The sequence below is a fragment of the Ciceribacter sp. RN22 genome (assembly GCF_024054295.1).
Lineage (GTDB): Bacteria > Pseudomonadota > Alphaproteobacteria > Rhizobiales > Rhizobiaceae > Allorhizobium > Allorhizobium lividum.
Genome location: NZ_JAMXLD010000001.1, coordinates 560,399 through 576,714, shown reverse-complemented (window position 1 = coordinate 576,714; position 16,316 = coordinate 560,399). Strand labels below are relative to the sequence as shown.

Sequence of the window (16,316 nt, the reverse complement as noted above, 5' to 3'; positions counted from 1 at the left end):
GTCCTTGCCGGCGAAATCCGGCTCCTCCTCAAGGAATAAGCACCGCGCGGCCATGAATCTTGCCGTGGTGAAGGTCGAGCAGGGCGCGATTGGCATCGGCCAGCCGGTATTCCGCCGTTGCGAGATGGACCTTGCCCTGATCGGCAAGCGCCATGAGTTCGACCAGTTCGGGATAAGTGCCGACGAGATTGCCGACGATGCGCTTTTCCGAAGTGATCATGTCGATGGTGGGAATTTCGAGCTTTCCGCCATAGCCGACGATGTAGTAGGCGCCGTCACTTCGCGTCATTTCCAGACCTTCGGTAATGGCGCTACCTTCGCCGACGAAGTCGATGACCGCCTCGGCGCCCCAGCCGCCGGTCAGCGCCAACACCTTGTCGACCTGTTCGCCATTGGCGAGCACCAGTTCGTCGGCGCCGCACTTGGCGGCAAGCTCCAGCGCTTCCTTCGACCGGTCGACGGCGATGACCTTCGCCGCACAGAGCGATTTCAGTACCTGGACGCCGATATGACCAAGCCCACCGACGCCGATCACTACGACATATTGGCCCGGCAGCAGATGTTGAGCGGCCTTCTTGCAGGCGCGGTAGGCGGTGAGGCCGGCATCGGTGTAGGGCGCCACATCCTTCGGCGCGAGCGTCTTCGGCAGCTTGATCAGCGAGCGTGCGCCGGTCCGCAGGTATTCGGCGTAGCCGCCATTGGCGTTGATGCCGGGAAAGGAACTCTCCTCGGCGTGCATGTCGTTGCCGCGCCGGCAGGCGAGGCAATGGCCCGAGGTGACCAGCGGATGGCAGATCACCGCATCGCCCGGCTTGAAGTGTGTGACGCCCGGACCGACCTCCTCGACCCATCCGGCGTTTTCGTGCCCCATGATATAGGGCAGCTGAACGTCGGAATTGTTGCGCCACAGACCTTCGATGACGTGCAGGTCGGTGCGGCAGACGCCCGCCCCGCCGATCCGCACGATCACATCGTTTGGCCCCTCGATACGGGGATCTGGAACATCCTCGTAAACTACGAATTCGCTCTTCTCGAGCTTCTCGTCATATTCGTGCAGAACTGCTGCCTTCATTCCTAAGCCTCCTCACTCGGCGCACTGTCATTTCGCCTTTCTCACTGCAGTCGCCGTGCCAACTGCCTGTTCATCCGAGAGAGATGAGCAAAATCATAGAGATGAAGTTTTGGTGCAGTGCGCTCGCGGCAGCGCATGATGTTCAGGCCCGCAACAGCGGCGGGACTTCGCCTGTTCAAATCATGAACACTTGCCAGCGGGAACGAAAATTGGTCCACTGAGGTCAGGACAAGAAGGAAAAAAACCTTGAAAAGCCTGAGGAGAGGCGCTGTCCGGGGGGAACAGACAAATGCTTTCACGGACTGAGCGCCTGAAGAGGCTCAGGATCACGTTGATGCAGGGTGGTCAGGTCGACGGCAATCTCGTCAACCCGCAGATCGCCGAGAGTTGGCAGCGCTGCATCGAATCCGGGCTCGATCCGCGGGTGACGCCGCCACCGCTCCAGATTGGCATGCGGGAGCTCAAGCAGTTGCGCGAGCGCGATGAGCTGACCCATCGCTTTGCCGTGGCCGAAATGCACTCGCTCTATCAGCAGATTGCCGGGAGCAATTTCCTGATTGCCTTCGGCAATGCCGAGGGAACGGTGCTCGATACCATCGCCGACGGTGACTTCCAGTCCAGCAGACCGGGTCGGGGCATCGTGCCGGGCGCCGTGTGGAAGGAAAGCCTGCGCGGCACCAATGCTCTGGGAACCTGCGCGGCCGGTCGCCAGCCGCTGATCGTTCACGGCGAGGAGCACTTCTTCGCCGCCTATTCCGACGTCAGCTGTTTTGCCGCGCCGATCCTGCATTCCGACGGTGAACTTGCCGGCGTGCTCGACGCCTCGTCCGATTGCAGCGCACGCCACAGCCATACCCTGGCGCTGATGCGCATGGCCGCCACCCATATCGAGAACTCGCTGTTTCTTGCCCAGCAGGAAAAGCACATCGTCGTGCTGTTTCATTCCCGCTGGGAACTGCTGAATTCGGTCAGCGGCGGGCTTGTCTCGTTCGATGCCAGCGGACGGCTGGTGGCAGTCAACAAGCGCGCACGGGAAATCCTGCGCGGCATCTCGCTGCGCCCCGGCACGGAATTCGACGCCATCTTCGACACTCCGTTCGATCTGGCTCTGGCGGAGATGTCGAACAGCCGACAGCCGACGCTGCGCGATGGTTTCGGCAGCCGCTACGCCGTCCACTGGCGCAATCGCCACAGCTTCGAGAAGCGCCTGCCCCAAGCCGGAAAACCAGCCGGCGCCGATGCGGCCGTCGGCGGCCTTCCGCCGTCGGCAAAGCCCGACTTCGTCGCCAACGACGCGGTCGTGCGCCAGCAACTGGACAAGATAGCGCGCGCCGTCCGCTTCAAGCCGCCTTTCCTGATCCGCGGCGAAAGCGGCACCGGCAAGGAAATGCTGGCACGCCATATCCACAAGGCAAGCCGGCGCCAGGGGAGCTTCATCGCCATCAATTGCGGCGCGCTGCCCGAGCATCTGTTGGAGGCCGAACTCTTCGGCTATGTCGGCGGCGCATTCACCGGAGCCCAGCGCACGGGCGCCGAGGGGCTGGCCGTCGCCGCCGATCGCGGCACACTGTTCCTCGACGAGATCGGCGACATGCCGCTGTCGAGCCAGGTGGCGCTGTTGCGCTTCCTCGACAGTTCCGAGGTCCGCCCGGTCGGCGGCCATCAGGTGCGCAAGGTCGATACCCAGATCGTCGCCGCCACCAATGTCGACCTCGAGGAGGCGATCGCCACCAAGCGCTTCCGGGAGGATCTGTTCTATCGCCTTGGCGTCATTCGTCTGGAGCTGCCGGCGCTACGCGACCGAACCGATTTCGGCGCCGTGCTTGACAGCATGCTGGCGGAGATTTCGCCGGGCACGCAGATCGATCCCGCCGCCGCGACGCTGATGGCGGCATTCGGCTGGCGCGGAAACATGCGCGAACTGCGCTCGGCCCTGCTGCAGCTGGTGATGGCCGCCGAGGGAAACAGGATCGCACCTCCCGATGTTCTCGACCTGCTCGGCCACCCGGGAGACAGCGACGGCCGTCAGACCCATTCCTTGCGCACCAAGATCGGCCGGGAAGTCACGGAGATGCTGCGCAGCAACGGCAACAACATCAGCCTAACGGCGCGGACGCTCGGCGTGTCGCGCAACACCGTCTACAAATACGCCAGAAATTTCTAGACAAGTCCGCAACCGGACTTTCTCCGGTGAGGTTTCGTCACGATGACGCTGCGTGCGCTCTCCGTCAGACAACGGTTTCGCCGCCGTCGACCACCAGGATCTGGCCGGTCATGTAGGACGAGCGCGAGGACACAAGGAAGAGGACGGATTCGGCGATCTCTTCGACGCTTGCCCAGCGGCCCATCGGCACCTTTTCGCGCACATAGGCCTCGATCGCATCTCTGCCGCCCATCTGCTCGATGAAGGGTATGTTGAAGGGCGTGTCGACCCAGCCGGGGCAGAGCGCATTGACGCGAATGCCGAACCGCGCATAGTCCCCGGCCATCTGGCGGGTCATGGCGATCACGGCGTGCTTGGTCGTCGTATAGGCGATCATCTCGCGGTCGTAGAGCACGCCGGACGATGACGACGTGTTGAGGATGACGCCGGACCCCTGACGTTTCATCATCGGCGTGACAAAGCGAGCGGCCATGAAGTGCGCCCGGACATTGAGGTTCCACGAGCGGTCGAAGCCCTCGATAGCGACATGCTCGAGGTCGCCGGCGACCTGGGCGCCGGCGTGATTGTGCAGGATGTCGATGCGTCCATGGCGGGCCATGAGCGCCGACAGCCCGGCTTCAAGGGCGACGTCGTCGGTGACGTCGAGCCCGAGCGCCTCGGCGCTGCCGCCCGTCGTGCGGATTTCGGCTACGACGGTCTCCGCAGCGTCGATGTTGCGGTCGACGACGGCGACATGGGCGCCTTCGCGCGCCATGATGGCAGCGCCCGCCCGGCCGATGCCGGAGCCGGCGCCGGTGACGATCGCGACGCGGTCTTTCAGGATCATGGGTTACTCCCCGGCATGCGTTTTTTTGTCCCGCATCAGCGTGCGAGCTGTCAGGATGAGGAAGAGCGAGGCGACCAGCACCAACGTGGCAATCGCGTTGATCTCCGGCGTGACGCCACGGCGGATCGACGCGAAGACATAAATCGGCAGCGTGGTCTTGGAGCCGGCAACGAAGAAGGCGACGATGAAATCGTCGAAGGAAAAGGTAAAGGCGAGCAGGAAGCCGGCGAGAACCGAGGGCAGAATCTGCGGCAGGACGATCTCGCGGAAGGTGGTGAAGGGCGTCGCATAGAGATCGCTCGACGCCTCGACGATGTCGCGGCCAAGGCTGGCGATCCGCGCCTTGACGATCATCGTCACCAGCGCCAGCGAAAAGAGGCCGTGCGCGGCGACGATCGAGCCGTAGCCAAGCCCGAGCTGCGGCGGCTTTTCGCCCGGCCAGATCGAGGCGAGCGCCGGGTTGACGAAGGAGAAGACCTCGACCAGCGCCACCAGGGTGGCGATGCCGATCACCACGCCCGGCACGACGATGGCCGCGGCGAACAGGCCGTCGAAGATGGCACGCCCGCGTGGGCCAAGCCGCTCCATGCCGAGCGCTGCCATGGTGCCGAAAACGGCGGCCAGCCCGGCACTGGTGAACGCGATCAGCAGGCTGTTCTGCAGAGCCGTGATCAGGAAGGTGTTGGTGAGCGCCTTGCCGTACCAGATGGTGGAGAAGCCGGTGAACTCGGAAGCGCTGCGGCCCGCATTGAACGAGAACAGCACGACGAGCGCGATCGGTGCATAGAGGAACAGGTAGACGGAGGTGACGAGCGCGCGCATCAGACGAGATCCACCTGTCTTGAGCCAGATATCTTGAAGGCGATGCGCATGGCGACGCTGAGAACGATGACGACGACCGCCACCAGCGTCACGGCAATCGCCGAACCGAACGGCCAGTTTCGCGACTGGAGGAAGAGGTCGACCAGCGCATTGCCGATGAAGAACACCTTGCCGCCGCCGAGAAGCTGGGGGATCAGGTATTCGCCGAGAAGCAGGATGGTAACCAGCGCCACGCCTGTCATGACGCCCGGAAGAGAGAGCGGCAAGGTGACGCCGAAGAAGGTCGAGACCGGTCTTGCACCGAGATCGGCCGAGGCTTCGAGCAGCCGGCGGTCGAGCTTTTCGAGGCTCACGTAGATCGGCATGATCATCAGCGGCAGGTAGCCATAGACGATGCCGAGCAGCACGGCGCCCGGCGTGTTCAGCAGCCGAACGTCCTCGATGCCGATCATCGACAGGAGGTTGGGGATGCCGCGCGAGCCGAGGATGTACATCCAGGCATAGGTGCGCACCAGCAGGCTGGTCCAGAAGGGCACGACGACCAGCGAGACCAGCAGCAGCCGGTATTGCGGACTGGCCTTGATCGCCAGGTAATAGGCAACCGGATAGGCGACGATCAGGCAAAGAAAGGCGCCGAGCGGCGCAATCAGCATGGTGTTGCGGAAGGCAGCGGCGCGCGACCCGAGGTTGGCGAACTGAGCGAAGGTGAAGGCCGCCTGGTAGCCGCCTTCGGGCGCCCGCTCGCCAACCGAAAAGACGACGATGGCCATGAAGGGCAGGACGAGGAAGACGAACAGCCAGATGGCCGCAGGCGCGACCAGCGTGGCGGTAATCAGTCTCTTTCGTGTGTCCGGTGCAAGAGCCATGCGGCGGTCCTGATGTGTATGATCGGCAGGTATCGAGCGAGGATTTGCCCCTCACCCCGGCCCTCTCCCCGCAAGCGGGGAGAGGTGGTGGCGGCCGGATCAGGGGCTTTCACCCCTACCCGGCCAAGACCATCAAGCAGACTTGAACCGTGCCATCAGCTCGGCACGGGCCGGGTCGGTCAGCGTCACGGCCGCGCCGAATTCCAGCGGGGTGAGCGATGCTTCGTCCGGATAGACGATCTTGTTCGACGTCACGTCGGCCGGCAGCAGGGCCATCACGCGGCTGTCGGTGGTCGGGGCGCCATTGGCGATGTGCTCCTTGACGGCGTTTTCCGGTGTCATCAGGAAGTTAAGCAGGGCATAGCCGGCCGGCTTGTTGGCGGCGCTCTTCGGGATCGCGTAGAAGTCGGTCCAGATCTCGCCGCCGTCGGAGCCGAGAATGTAGGCGATTTCCGGCATGTCGCGGTTGAGCTGCGCACCGTCATTGGTCCAGCACATGGTCATCCAGGCGTCGGTGCCGCGCATGCCGGGCTGATAGTCGCTGTTGATGCCGTAGAGATGCGGCTTGACCTTGATCAGCAGTTCTTCTGCCTTGGCCAGTTCCTCCGGTTTGATCGAGTTGAAGGAATAGCCGAGCGAGACCAGCGCGCTGCCGATCGTGGTCAGCTGGTAGTCATGAACCATGGCGCGCCCGTCGGCCTCGGTCTGGGCCACCTCGAAGAAGTCCTTCCACGAGGTGATCTTGGTCTTGATCTTGGCGGTGTTGACGGCCATGCCCGTCGTGCCCCAGTTCTTCGGCACGGCGTAGGTCACGCCGTCGACGGCGCCTTCCGACGTGAAGCGCGGCGACTGGCTGGCTTGAGAGAAGGCAGGCAGCTTCGACATGTCGAGCGGATCGATCAGGCCGAGCTTCACATAGGTCGAAATGGTGTAGTTGGTGGGCACGAAGAGGTCCCATCCGGTGCCGCCAGCCTGCAGCTTGGCGAGCATTTCCTCGTTGGAACCGAAGACATTGACTTCGACGGCGACGCCGGTCGCGGCAGTGAAGGCTTCGAAGGTCGCGGGATCATGATAGTTCGGCCAGGTGGCGAGCGACATGGTCGTGCCGAGATCGCCGGCATAGGCATTGGCATTGAAGGCACCAGGCTGGCGGCCAAGCACAGCTGCGGCGAGGCCGAGGCCAGTAACACCGAGGAAGTGACGGCGCGAAACGGAACCGCGCTTCAGGCGCATCCATTCGTCGCTCAATTGCTCGGCAGTCACCGGGGCATTCTCTCTGTACCACTTTGTCATAACGCTGTTCCCTTTTTTGTCTTGACAAGTACGGCCGTTCCTCAGGTCGGAAAGACATGCATTTTGCCGGGATCGAATGTCAAAACGACCCGTTCGCCCGGTTCGACGAGATCGCTTTCCTGCACGCTGCGCCGGTCGGCCGTGACGAGAAAATCGCCCAGCCCGTCGACGTCGATCTGATATTCGGCGGTCGAGCCGAGGAAGATGCGGTGGGTGACCGTGCCGGCGAGCCCGCCGGCGTGCGTCGGCTGTTGTCGGACGAGGTCGATCGCCTCGGGACGCAACGCGACGGTCACGGCGCCGGGTGCCATCGTTCCTTTGTCGTCGCGTCCCAGCGCCATGCCGTTCGAGAGCCTGATCGTCGTTCCGTCGGCCTCCAGCGTGGCGGCGATGCGATTGGTCTTGCCGACGAAATCGGCCACGAAGAGATCGGCCGGGTGGTCGTAGATTGCCTGAGGCCTGTCCATCTGGACGATGCGGCCGGCGTTCATCACGCAGACCATGTCGCTCATCGAAAGCGCCTCTTCCTGGTCGTGGGTGACGAGCACGAAGGTGATGCCGAGCTCGCGCTGCAGGGTCTGCAGTTCGATCTGCATGGCTGTGCGCAGTTTCTTGTCGAGGGCCGCCAGCGGCTCGTCCAGCAGCAGCACCGAGGGCTTGTTGACGATGGCGCGGGCCAGCGCCACCCGCTGCTGCTGGCCGCCGGACATCTCATGCACGCGGCGTTTTTCGAAGCCGCCGAGCCGCACCATTTCCAGCGCCTCGCGCGCCCGGTTGGCGATTTCGGCGGCACCAAGCTTCGGCCGCTGTTGCCTCAGCCCGTAGGCGACGTTCTCCTCGACGTTGAAATGCGGAAACAGCGCGTAGTGCTGGAAGACCATGTTGACCGGGCGACGATAGGGCGGCACGCCATTCATCTCGCGGCCGTTGATCAGCACCGTACCTTCGCTTGGCTGCTCGAAGCCGCCGATCATCCTCAGGCACGTGGTCTTGCCGCCACCCGACGGTCCGAGCAGGGCTACGAACGCACCCTTCGGCACGGCCAGATTGATGTCCGATACGGCCGTCACGCTGCCATAGCGTTTGGCGACCGAACGAAACTCGATGTCGTTCGTCGAAGGCGCTGTCACGTCATATTCCCCGCGGTTGTTTTTCTGAATGCCGGGTCTTCTCGCGATCGCCCAGCTTCACACCGTCTGCGTCAAACCTATTCAAGCCGGTCGATTGCGGTATATACCCCGAAAGAGGTATTCCAAGCCGTTTCCGGATGTGGAGGGTGTATACCCCAGGAGCATCTGCTGCTCTTTTTTGCAATCGGGTGGATGTCGGCATGGATCTTGAAGCCTTGTTCAAAGTCATGGGGCGACTGGTGGGCCAAGGGGCTCCCGTCGAGGATGCGGCGGGGCTCGCCTTCCATGAGCTGATGAAGAGCCTGCTCCGCTTCGACTATATCGTCGTCTTCGCCTATCGCGGGCAGGAACGTCCGATCGATCTCTACAGCACCTTCACGGCCGAGGAGCATGTCGTCTTCGTCAGCATGTACCAGGCCGGACCCTATCTGCTCGATCCCTTCTACAGGGCAGCGCAGCAACCGAAGCCCGGTGTCTGGCGCATGCGGGAGCTGGCGCCAGACCGGTTCTTCTCCAGCGAATACTTCCGCAGCTACTATGCCCAGACGGGACTGGCCGAAGAAATCGGCTTCTTCGTCGCGCTCGACAACGGCATCACGGTCGTTCTCTCGCTGATGCGGCGGGAGCAGTCAGGGGTATTTTCCGCTGCCGAATTCGCGCTGCTGAAGAAGGCGGAACCGGTGGTGGCCGCCCTCGTCCGCCACGCCTGGCCCGACCTCGGTCGGCGCTTCGACCTTGCTATCGCCAAGCGCGGCAGAAGCGGGCGCAAGGCTGCCCAACCCTCCGTGGATCGGGTGTGGCGCGATCTCAATCTGACCGACCGGGAAGCCGCGATCGTCGAACTCGTCCTGCAAGGGCATTCGTCGGAATCAATCGGTCTTCGGCTCGGCATCTCGACCGGAACCGTTAAGGTTCATCGCCGCAACGTCTATCGCAAGCTCGGCATTTCCTCGCAGACGCAACTGCTGTCGATCTATCTCAAGAGCTTGGGGTGATCTCCCGGCTCTTCGGGATTCGCCCGAGCCTCCAGGCGGTGGTGCGTGGGCGTGAGGTATTCTTTCTCTCACCGAAGCCGTAAAGCTGAACGGTATCGCCCCTGAGGCCTGTCTGCGCGATGTCCTCACGCGCATTGCAGACAATCCGATCAATCGGATCGATGAACTATTGCCCCGAAACTACCAGATCACTCCGAAAGCGGGGCGGCAAACGCCGCCCCGCCTTCAACTCATCACACCGCGGTGTCGGCGTCTTCGGGCGAGCCGCCCATCACACCGCACGGTCTTCCTGCATTTCGAGCCACATGGCGTTGACGACCGCGAAGATCGCGGCGAGCGGCAGGCCGAGAAGCCAGGCGAAATACCACATCGTTGTTTCTCCCTCAGTAGACGGTGCTGCTGTTGTCGGTGATCTCGGCCTCGGTCACCTTGCCCCACAACACCTTGTAGACCCAGGCGGTGTAAGCGAGCACGATCGGGACGAAGATCACGGCCATCACCAGCATGACGAAGAGTGTCTGATGCGATGAGGACGCGTTCCAGACCGTCAGCGACGACTTCGGATCGAGCGAGGACGGCAGGATGAACGGGAACATCGTCAGTCCCACCGAGGCGATGATGCCGGCGATCGAAAGTTTCGAGAACAGCAGCGTCGAGACCTCGCGCCCGGCCCTGAACCCCAGGAACACCAGCACCGCGCCGACGAACCCGAGAACCGGAGCAACCGCAATCCACGGCTGTGCGGCATAGGCGGTAAACCAGGAGGGCGACCGCGCGACCTCGCCGAGCAGCGGGTTGGACGGGCCGTCGGTGACGGGAGAGCCGACGATGGCGTAACCGGCGATCCCCGACGCCATCCAGACACCTGCAAGCGCGTAGGCGACGATGGTCACGACCGCGGCAACGGAGCCGTACATCCGGGCACGTTCCCGCACCGGTCCCTCGGCCTTCAACTGCAGCCAGGCCGCACCGTGCATGACGAGCATCGCAAGCGACACGAGGCCCGCGAGCAGCGCGAAGGGATTGAGCAGACCGAAGAAGGACCCTTCGTAGAAGATCATCAGGTCTTCGTTGAAGCGGAACGGCACGCCCTGCAGGACATTGCCCATGGCGACCCCGAAGATCAGGGCCGGCACGGCGCCACCGACGAACAGCGCCCAGTCCCAGGCACTCCGCCAGACCGCGCTGTCGCGCTTCGACCGGTACTTGAAGCCGACCGGCCGCAGGATGAGCGCCGCGAGCACGGCAAACATGGCGAGATAGAAACCCGAGAAGCTCACCGCATAGAGCGGTGGCCAGGCCGCGAAGATCGCCCCGCCACCCAGGATGAACCAGACCTGGTTGCCTTCCCATACGGGGCCGATGGTATTGATGGCGATGCGCCGCTCCGTGTCGGTCTTGCCGACAAAGGGCAGGAGCGCGCCGACACCCATGTCGAAGCCGTCGGTGAGCGCAAAGCCTCCGAGCAGCACGCCGAGCAGGACCCACCACATCACACGCAGGAGTTCGAAATCGAGGAGTTGATGAAGAATCATGGTCTTACTCCGCAGGTTGGGTGAGAGCAGACGGGCTTGTCAGCCGCTCGCGGTGTCGCTTCTGCCATTGATCGGTTTCCGGCACGTCGAGATAGGGTCCCTTGCGAATGTATTTCAGCATCAGGCCCATCTCGATGACGAAGAGCACGGTGTAGAACAGCACGAAGCCGGCGAGCGTGATCAAGAGCTCCGTCACCGAGAGATGCGAGGCGGAGAGCGCCGTCGGCAAGACACCGTCGACGGTCCAGGGCTGGCGGCCGAATTCGGCGACGAACCAGCCGAGCTCGGCGGCAATCCACGGCGTCGGGATGATGATGACGGCGAGCCACAGGGCGATACGTGGGAACTGCATCCTGCGGAAGGAGGCCATCCAGAAGAACCAGACCATGACGGCGATGAAAGAGAAACCGAGCGCCACCATCAGGCGGAAGGCCCAGAAGAGCGGCCAGACCGTCGGTACCGTGTCGTTGGCAGCCATCTTGATCTGGTCTTCGCTCGCCTGTCGCGGGTCGTCCACATAGCGCTTCAGAAGCAAGCCGAAGCCGAGGTCCTTGCTGTGTTCTTCGAAGGTTGCACGAACCTCATCCGGGACCACGCCCTTGCTGGCGCGGTAGGTCATCAGTGCGTCATAGGCGATCTGACCGGAACGGATGCGATCTTCCGCCTGCTGCACGAGTTCGGAGATACCGGGAATTTCACCGGTCAGCGAGCGCGTGCCGATCAGGCCCATGACATAGGGGATGTGAACGGCGTAATGGGTTTCGCGCGCCGCCTGGTCGGGAATGCCGACGAGGGTGAACGATGCCGGCGCCGGCTGCGTCTCCCACATGCCTTCAATGGCCGCGAGCTTCATTTTCTGGTCATGGGTGACCGAGTAGCCGGATTCGTCGCCGAGGACGACGACGGAAAGTGCAGAAGCGAGGCCGAAGGAGGCCGCAACCGCGATCGACCGGCGGGCGAGCTCGGTGTGGCGCCCCTTCAGCAAGTACCAGGCGGAGACGCCGAGCACGAAGACAGAGGCGGTGACGTAGCCGGCCGAGACCGTATGGACGAACTTCGCCTGTGCGACCTGATTGAAGACGACGTCGAAGAACGAGGTCATCTCCATGCGCATCGACATGGGATTGAACTCAGCGCCAACCGGGTTCTGCATCCAGCCGTTGGCGACCAGGATCCAGAGGGCAGAGAGATTCGAGCCGATCGCCACGAGCCACGCAACGACCAGGTGGGCACGCTTGGAGAGTTTGTCCCAACCGAAGAAGAACAGGCCGACGAAGGTCGCCTCGAGGAAGAAGGCCATGAGCCCTTCGACCGCCAGTGGCGCACCGAAGATGTCGCCCACATAATGGCTGTAATAGCTCCAGTTCATACCGAACTGGAATTCCATGGTAATGCCGGTGGACACCCCCAGCACGAAGTTGATGCCGAACAGCGTGCCCCAGAACTTCGTCATCTGTCGCCAGATCGGACGGTCCGTCATGACGTAGACCGTTTCCATGATCGCGACGATAATGGAAAGGCCGAGTGTGAGGGGCACGAAGAGAAAGTGGTACATTGCCGTCATCGCAAATTGCAGGCGTGACAGCTCGACTATGTCGATTTCCATGATCTTGCTCTCGATTGGTCTCAGGATTGAGCTTGGAAGGATATGGGCCATCATATCCATGACCCGGGTATCGTCCATGAGGTGGATCAACGTCGTTTGCCCCCGGAAAACCGGTGCCGGAAGCGCCTACGGAGAACGTATTTCAAGCGCGCGACCGGCCCAGGCGCGTTCCTCTGTACGATGGGCGGCGACCACGATCGCGGCTCGCGGAAATGCCGAACGCAGCCGCGCAAGCATATCGCAGGCGGTCTCGACGTCCAACCCCTCGGTCGGCTCGTCCAGAAGGATGATCGAGGGCCGACGCAGCAGCATCCGGGCGAGTGCGAGGCGCCTTCTTTCGCCGCCTGAAAGACCCTGCCCGCCCTCGCCCAGAGAGTACTGGAGCCCCCCTTTGGCAATCACGACCTCGTCGAGGCCGGCGATCCGCAGGCTCTCCCAGAGCATGTCGTCACCGGCCGCCGGCGCCGCGAGGCGCAGATTGTCGGCGATCGTGCCGCTGACCAGCGTGGCACGCTGCGGCAGGTAGCCGATGCGTGCTGCGCGCTCCACCTCCGAGAGGTCTGCGATCGCCAGACCCTCCAGACAGACGATACCTTCCGTGGGCTCCACGAGGCCGCGGATGATGTTGAGAAGTGTGGTCTTTCCAGAACCGCTTTCGCCGACGAGCGCCAGCGTCTCTCCGCGGCCGACGGAGACATCCAGACCTTCGAAAAGCACGCGGTTTCCGCGGCGATAGACCAGTCCGCGGCCCAAAAGCATGGCCGCGCCGCCGGAAGCGACCAGCGACAATGCCGTTTTTTGCGGCGATGGTTCGGGCTCGTCCGCGAGCTGGACTTCGATCCGCCGCGCCGCATCCGTCATTTTGCCGAGCTCGGCGATGCCGCGCGCAAGCGGGGCTGCGGTCTCCACGAGTGCCAGCGCCGCAAAGAAACCCAGCGCCGCGCTCGCCGGATCGATGTGTCCATGGCTCGCCGCAAGCCCACCGACGAGCAGCGCGCCGCCGGCCGCAACGCTGCCCGCAAGACCGAGAAGCAAAGCGGATATCCGCTCGACCAGGTCGATCCGCGACTGTGCATGCTGCATCCGGTGATGGGCATCGAGGACCGATCGGCGATAGTCCTCCAGACGGCCGCTGACCGCGAGCTCGGTGCGGCCGCGCATCATGTCGATGAACCGCATGCGCAAGGCCTGCGCCGAGCGCTGTGCGAACCGGGAAGGCTTTCGCGAAGCGCGCGCCGCGACAATGAGTGCGGCGGCGAGACCGACGAGGTAGCTGCCGACCTCGAGAACCGCGACCGACGGGAGGACGAGCCAGTCGATCAGGAAGAACGTCGCGGCAAGCACAATCGCCGCCGCGACCGCCGGCATGACGAGCCGCAAGGCGACGCCGTCAAGGGCGTCGACATCGATCGTCAGATGGTTGAGCCGCTCGGAGCCGCGCAGGCGGGACAGAAGAACGGCGGGCTTGCGGAGCATGGCCTCCAGCAAGGCCACGCGCAGATCGGCAAGCCCCTTGAGCGTCGCACCATGGGTGGCGAGCCTCTCACCGTACCGGGCGACCGCTCGTCCGAGGGCGAGGAAGCGCACGCCCGCACTCGGTCGAAAGACATCGAAGGTCAAGCCGGCACCGGCCAGGCCCGCTATGCCTGCCGCGGTGATGAACCAGCCGGAGAGACCAAGCAATGCCAGCCCCGCTCCGAGAACGGCGACCGAGAGCAGGATGCCGACGGCCAATGCGCCGAGGCGTCGCCGCCAGATGCGCCGGAAGACCCTGAACAGCGCCGTCATCGTCCGCCCTCCAGGGCAATCACCCGATCGAACCGGGCGATGAGACGCGGATCATGGGTCGCGACCACCAGCGTCGCGCCCTGCCGGCCGATCGCCTCCAACGCCTCCACCACCTGCTCGGCCGTCGCGGCATCGAGGTCCGCCGTCGGCTCGTCGGCAAAGACGACCTTTGCATCCGCATAGATGGCGCGCGCGATCGTGAGACGACGCGCCTCCCCGCCCGAAACGCCGCTGCCGTTTTCACCGAGGCGGGTGTCTGCACCCCGCGGCAGGGTGGCCACCACACCGTCGGCAGCCGCGGCGGCGAGCGCCGCATCGAGCCCGGCTCTGTCGAGCCGCTCACCGGAGAGGGCGATATTGGCGCGCAGGCTCGCGTTCAGCATGTGCGGATGCTGGCCAACGAAACCGATCGTACCTCTCCAGGCATCAGCGAGGTCGTCTCCGAGCGGCTTGCCGCCGATCTCGACCCGGCCCGAGGACGGCCGCGCGAGCCCGCACAGCAGACCGATCAGGGTCGTCTTGCCGGCCCCGCTCGGACCGGAGATCGCCACCTTCTCGCCCGGCATGATCTCGATGTCGGGGAAGGTGATCTCTCGTCCCCCTGCCTCGTAACGGAGCCCCCTGGTTGCGATCGTCAACGCGCCCGCAGGACGGCTGTCGGCTCTTGCGCCACGCCCGAGGATGCGCGGAGCCGGTTCGCGATCCCGTTCGGCGAGCTCGCCCGCGACAGCCAGTGCGGCTGCCTTGTCGTGCCAGGCGGCGGCAAGGTCGCGCAACGGCTGGAAGAAATCGGGAGCCAGCAAGAGGATGAAGATACCCTCCGCCACCGTCAGAGGCGTTTCGTAGGCACCGAAAGAAAAGGTTCCGAGCAGGGCGAAACCCACATAGACGGCGACCAGCGCGATGCCGATCGCCGAGAAGAGTTCCAGCACGGTCGAGGAAAGGAAAGCGATCCTCAAGACCTCCATGGTCTTCGACCGCAGGGTCTCCGCCGATTGGCGGAAACGGTCGACCGTCTGCTGCTCGGCGTTGAGCAGGCGGATGTCGGCCGCGGCATTCAGCCATTCGAGCAACGTGGAATTGAGGGTTCCGGTGGCGGCCATCTGCCTCTCGCTCGCCTGCCTTGCCGCGATCCCGATAAGCGCCATGAACACCGGGATCAACGGTCCGGCGACGAGAAGCACCATGCCGGCGAGCCAGGACATCGATGCGACGACGACCAGGATGACGGCAGGAATGATCGCAACCCTGACAGCGGCGAGACGATAGCGGCTCGCCCACGGCAGAAGGGCGTCGAGCTTGCCGGCAAGCAGGGTCGCAAGGGCGGCCGACGTCTGCCCGTTACCAATCAGGGGCGATGCAAGGCTCTCCCGCTCGACGAGATCGAACCGCTCCCGCTCGATCAACCGTTGGCCGATACCGAAGGCCCGCCGCCCCGCCAGAACGTCGAGGAGGTGGCGCAGGACCCCGAGGGTGATGAAGGCACCGGCAGCGACGGGAGCGCCCGGCACCGGCGCCCTCCCCTCCACCAATGCCGCCAGGAGCCGGCTGACCAGCCAAGCCTGCGGCAGCCAGAGCAAAGCCGAAAGAACAGACAGGCCGCTCGCTATCGCCATGGCACTGCGATCGCGGTGTGCCATTTGCATCAGCCGCCGGCGGGCGGGGTCGCTCTCGATCTTCGTGGTCTTGGACAAGGCGCGCCTGCGGAGATATCTGGCCTGCGGGTTTCCGGGCGACCGTATTCGCGCAACTGATCTTGATCAAATTCCAAATTGTCGCGGCGGCGTGCTGGGAGCGCTCTCCCGCTATCAATTTCCCCACGTCCAATCTGAAGACATAGGTCACATCGTGTACCTAAGACATGGCTGACCACCGCGTGCCGAACGGGTTGTCGATGGTTTGCGAGGTCCTCTGCTCAAGGTCGACATATCCCAGATCGTCGTGCATGAAGCTGACGAGCCGAATACCGTCGTCGACCTCTCGGATTCCCGGCTTCTGTCCGGCCAGCACGGTCGAGATATTGATCTATGTCGTCGGTCGTCGGCGGTCTTTCCGTCAGGTTGAGCTCGAACAACCCGACCCTACCGGAAAACACCGGTGACCACCGCGACACCATCTCCACGGACATCATCAGTCTGCCTCCGGTTACAAGGCAGCCAAGCTCGGTCGCTTTGATGCGACCGAGCGATTTCGGTCCTGCCACTGGGCACTGCGCGACC

General features: G+C 63.8%; 13 protein-coding genes and 1 pseudogene. 3 read left to right on the top strand and 11 right to left on the bottom strand.

Annotation, left to right across the window (positions count from 1 at the left end; translation table 11 throughout):
* Positions 1 to 28: 28 nt before the first annotated feature.
* Positions 29 to 1,072: an NAD(P)-dependent alcohol dehydrogenase gene (locus tag NHF53_RS02860; RefSeq protein WP_112691764.1), complete on the bottom strand. Its 1,044-nt coding sequence runs from the start codon at positions 1,070 to 1,072 to the stop codon at positions 29 to 31.
* 289 nt (positions 1,073 to 1,361) lie between these two features.
* Between NHF53_RS02860 and NHF53_RS02855 the strand changes: the two genes are divergently transcribed.
* The gene (locus tag NHF53_RS02855; protein WP_252833016.1) at positions 1,362 to 3,236 is read left to right on the top strand and encodes a sigma-54-dependent Fis family transcriptional regulator; all 1,875 of its coding nucleotides are present in this window, start codon (positions 1,362 to 1,364) and stop codon (positions 3,234 to 3,236) included.
* Positions 3,237 to 3,300: 64 nt separating this feature from the next.
* On the opposite strand, the gene NHF53_RS02850 is transcribed toward NHF53_RS02855, so the two are convergent.
* From NHF53_RS02850 to NHF53_RS02830, 5 genes are all read right to left on the bottom strand, one after another.
* The gene (locus NHF53_RS02850) at positions 3,301 to 4,062 is read right to left on the bottom strand and encodes an SDR family NAD(P)-dependent oxidoreductase (protein WP_252833015.1); all 762 of its coding nucleotides are present in this window, start codon (positions 4,060 to 4,062) and stop codon (positions 3,301 to 3,303) included.
* Positions 4,063 to 4,065: 3 nt separating this feature from the next.
* Positions 4,066 to 4,884 (bottom strand): ABC transporter permease, encoded by an 819-nt coding sequence (locus NHF53_RS02845; protein WP_148152648.1) that lies wholly within the window; start codon positions 4,882 to 4,884, stop codon positions 4,066 to 4,068.
* Complete coding sequence (locus NHF53_RS02840; RefSeq protein WP_252833014.1) at positions 4,884 to 5,750, bottom strand: ABC transporter permease; 867 nt, start codon at positions 5,748 to 5,750, stop codon at positions 4,884 to 4,886. The genes NHF53_RS02845 and NHF53_RS02840 overlap by 1 nt, the downstream gene beginning before the upstream one ends.
* A 132-nt stretch (positions 5,751 to 5,882) precedes the next feature.
* Complete coding sequence (locus tag NHF53_RS02835) at positions 5,883 to 7,043, bottom strand: spermidine/putrescine ABC transporter substrate-binding protein (RefSeq protein WP_148160587.1); 1,161 nt, start codon at positions 7,041 to 7,043, stop codon at positions 5,883 to 5,885.
* Between the two features lie 41 nt (positions 7,044 to 7,084).
* Positions 7,085 to 8,173, bottom strand: coding sequence for an ABC transporter ATP-binding protein (locus tag NHF53_RS02830; RefSeq protein ID WP_252833013.1), 1,089 nt, complete (start codon positions 8,171 to 8,173; stop codon positions 7,085 to 7,087).
* A gap of 200 nt (positions 8,174 to 8,373) precedes the next feature.
* Here NHF53_RS02830 and NHF53_RS02825 point away from each other — a divergent pair, with 200 nt between their 5' ends.
* Together NHF53_RS02825 and NHF53_RS02820 are read left to right on the top strand one after the other, a co-directional pair.
* Entirely contained in the window at positions 8,374 to 9,168 is a 795-nt protein-coding gene (locus tag NHF53_RS02825) for a helix-turn-helix transcriptional regulator (protein ID WP_252833012.1), read from the top strand.
* A gap of 73 nt (positions 9,169 to 9,241) precedes the next feature.
* Positions 9,242 to 9,358, top strand: a pseudogene (locus NHF53_RS02820) (transposase domain-containing protein); the annotation flags it as partial.
* 81 nt (positions 9,359 to 9,439) lie between these two features.
* Here NHF53_RS02820 and cydX read toward each other — a convergent pair.
* The 5 genes from cydX to cydD form a co-directional block, all read right to left on the bottom strand.
* Positions 9,440 to 9,538, bottom strand: coding sequence for a cytochrome bd-I oxidase subunit CydX (gene cydX, locus NHF53_RS02815; RefSeq protein ID WP_252833011.1), 99 nt, complete (start codon positions 9,536 to 9,538; stop codon positions 9,440 to 9,442).
* Between the two features lie 13 nt (positions 9,539 to 9,551).
* A complete protein-coding gene (gene cydB / locus NHF53_RS02810) occupies positions 9,552 to 10,703 on the bottom strand; it encodes a cytochrome d ubiquinol oxidase subunit II (RefSeq protein WP_252833010.1) in 1,152 nt (383 codons plus the stop codon).
* Between the two features lie 4 nt (positions 10,704 to 10,707).
* A complete protein-coding gene (locus NHF53_RS02805; RefSeq protein ID WP_252833009.1) occupies positions 10,708 to 12,309 on the bottom strand; it encodes a cytochrome ubiquinol oxidase subunit I in 1,602 nt (533 codons plus the stop codon).
* Positions 12,310 to 12,435: 126 nt separating this feature from the next.
* Positions 12,436 to 14,097 carry a thiol reductant ABC exporter subunit CydC gene (gene cydC, locus NHF53_RS02800; RefSeq protein ID WP_252833008.1) on the bottom strand — a complete coding sequence of 554 codons (1,662 nt, stop codon included), beginning with the start codon at positions 14,095 to 14,097 and terminating at the stop codon, positions 12,436 to 12,438.
* Positions 14,094 to 15,791, bottom strand: coding sequence for a thiol reductant ABC exporter subunit CydD (cydD, locus tag NHF53_RS02795; RefSeq protein WP_252833007.1), 1,698 nt, complete (start codon positions 15,789 to 15,791; stop codon positions 14,094 to 14,096). Before cydD ends, cydC begins: the two co-directional genes overlap by 4 nt.
* Positions 15,792 to 16,316 lie beyond the last annotated feature (525 nt).

What these genes read in the sequence shown, in the direction of transcription:
- NHF53_RS02860 (WP_112691764.1), bottom strand. Translation starts at nt 1,072, where the DNA reads ATGAAGGCAGCAGTTCTGCACGAATATGACGAGAAGCTCGAGAAGAGC.
- NHF53_RS02855 (WP_252833016.1), top strand. Translation starts at nt 1,362, where the DNA reads ATGCTTTCACGGACTGAGCGCCTGAAGAGGCTCAGGATCACGTTGATG.
- NHF53_RS02850 (WP_252833015.1), bottom strand. Translation starts at nt 4,062, where the DNA reads ATGATCCTGAAAGACCGCGTCGCGATCGTCACCGGCGCCGGCTCCGGC.
- NHF53_RS02845 (WP_148152648.1), bottom strand. Translation starts at nt 4,884, where the DNA reads ATGCGCGCGCTCGTCACCTCCGTCTACCTGTTCCTCTATGCACCGATC.
- NHF53_RS02840 (WP_252833014.1), bottom strand. Translation starts at nt 5,750, where the DNA reads ATGGCTCTTGCACCGGACACACGAAAGAGACTGATTACCGCCACGCTG.
- NHF53_RS02835 (WP_148160587.1), bottom strand. Translation starts at nt 7,043, where the DNA reads ATGACAAAGTGGTACAGAGAGAATGCCCCGGTGACTGCCGAGCAATTG.
- NHF53_RS02825 (WP_252833012.1), top strand. Translation starts at nt 8,374, where the DNA reads ATGGATCTTGAAGCCTTGTTCAAAGTCATGGGGCGACTGGTGGGCCAA.
- cydX (WP_252833011.1), bottom strand. Translation starts at nt 9,538, where the DNA reads ATGTGGTATTTCGCCTGGCTTCTCGGCCTGCCGCTCGCCGCGATCTTC.
- cydB (WP_252833010.1), bottom strand. Translation starts at nt 10,703, where the DNA reads ATGATTCTTCATCAACTCCTCGATTTCGAACTCCTGCGTGTGATGTGG.
- NHF53_RS02805 (WP_252833009.1), bottom strand. Translation starts at nt 12,309, where the DNA reads ATGGAAATCGACATAGTCGAGCTGTCACGCCTGCAATTTGCGATGACG.
- cydC (WP_252833008.1), bottom strand. Translation starts at nt 14,097, where the DNA reads ATGACGGCGCTGTTCAGGGTCTTCCGGCGCATCTGGCGGCGACGCCTC.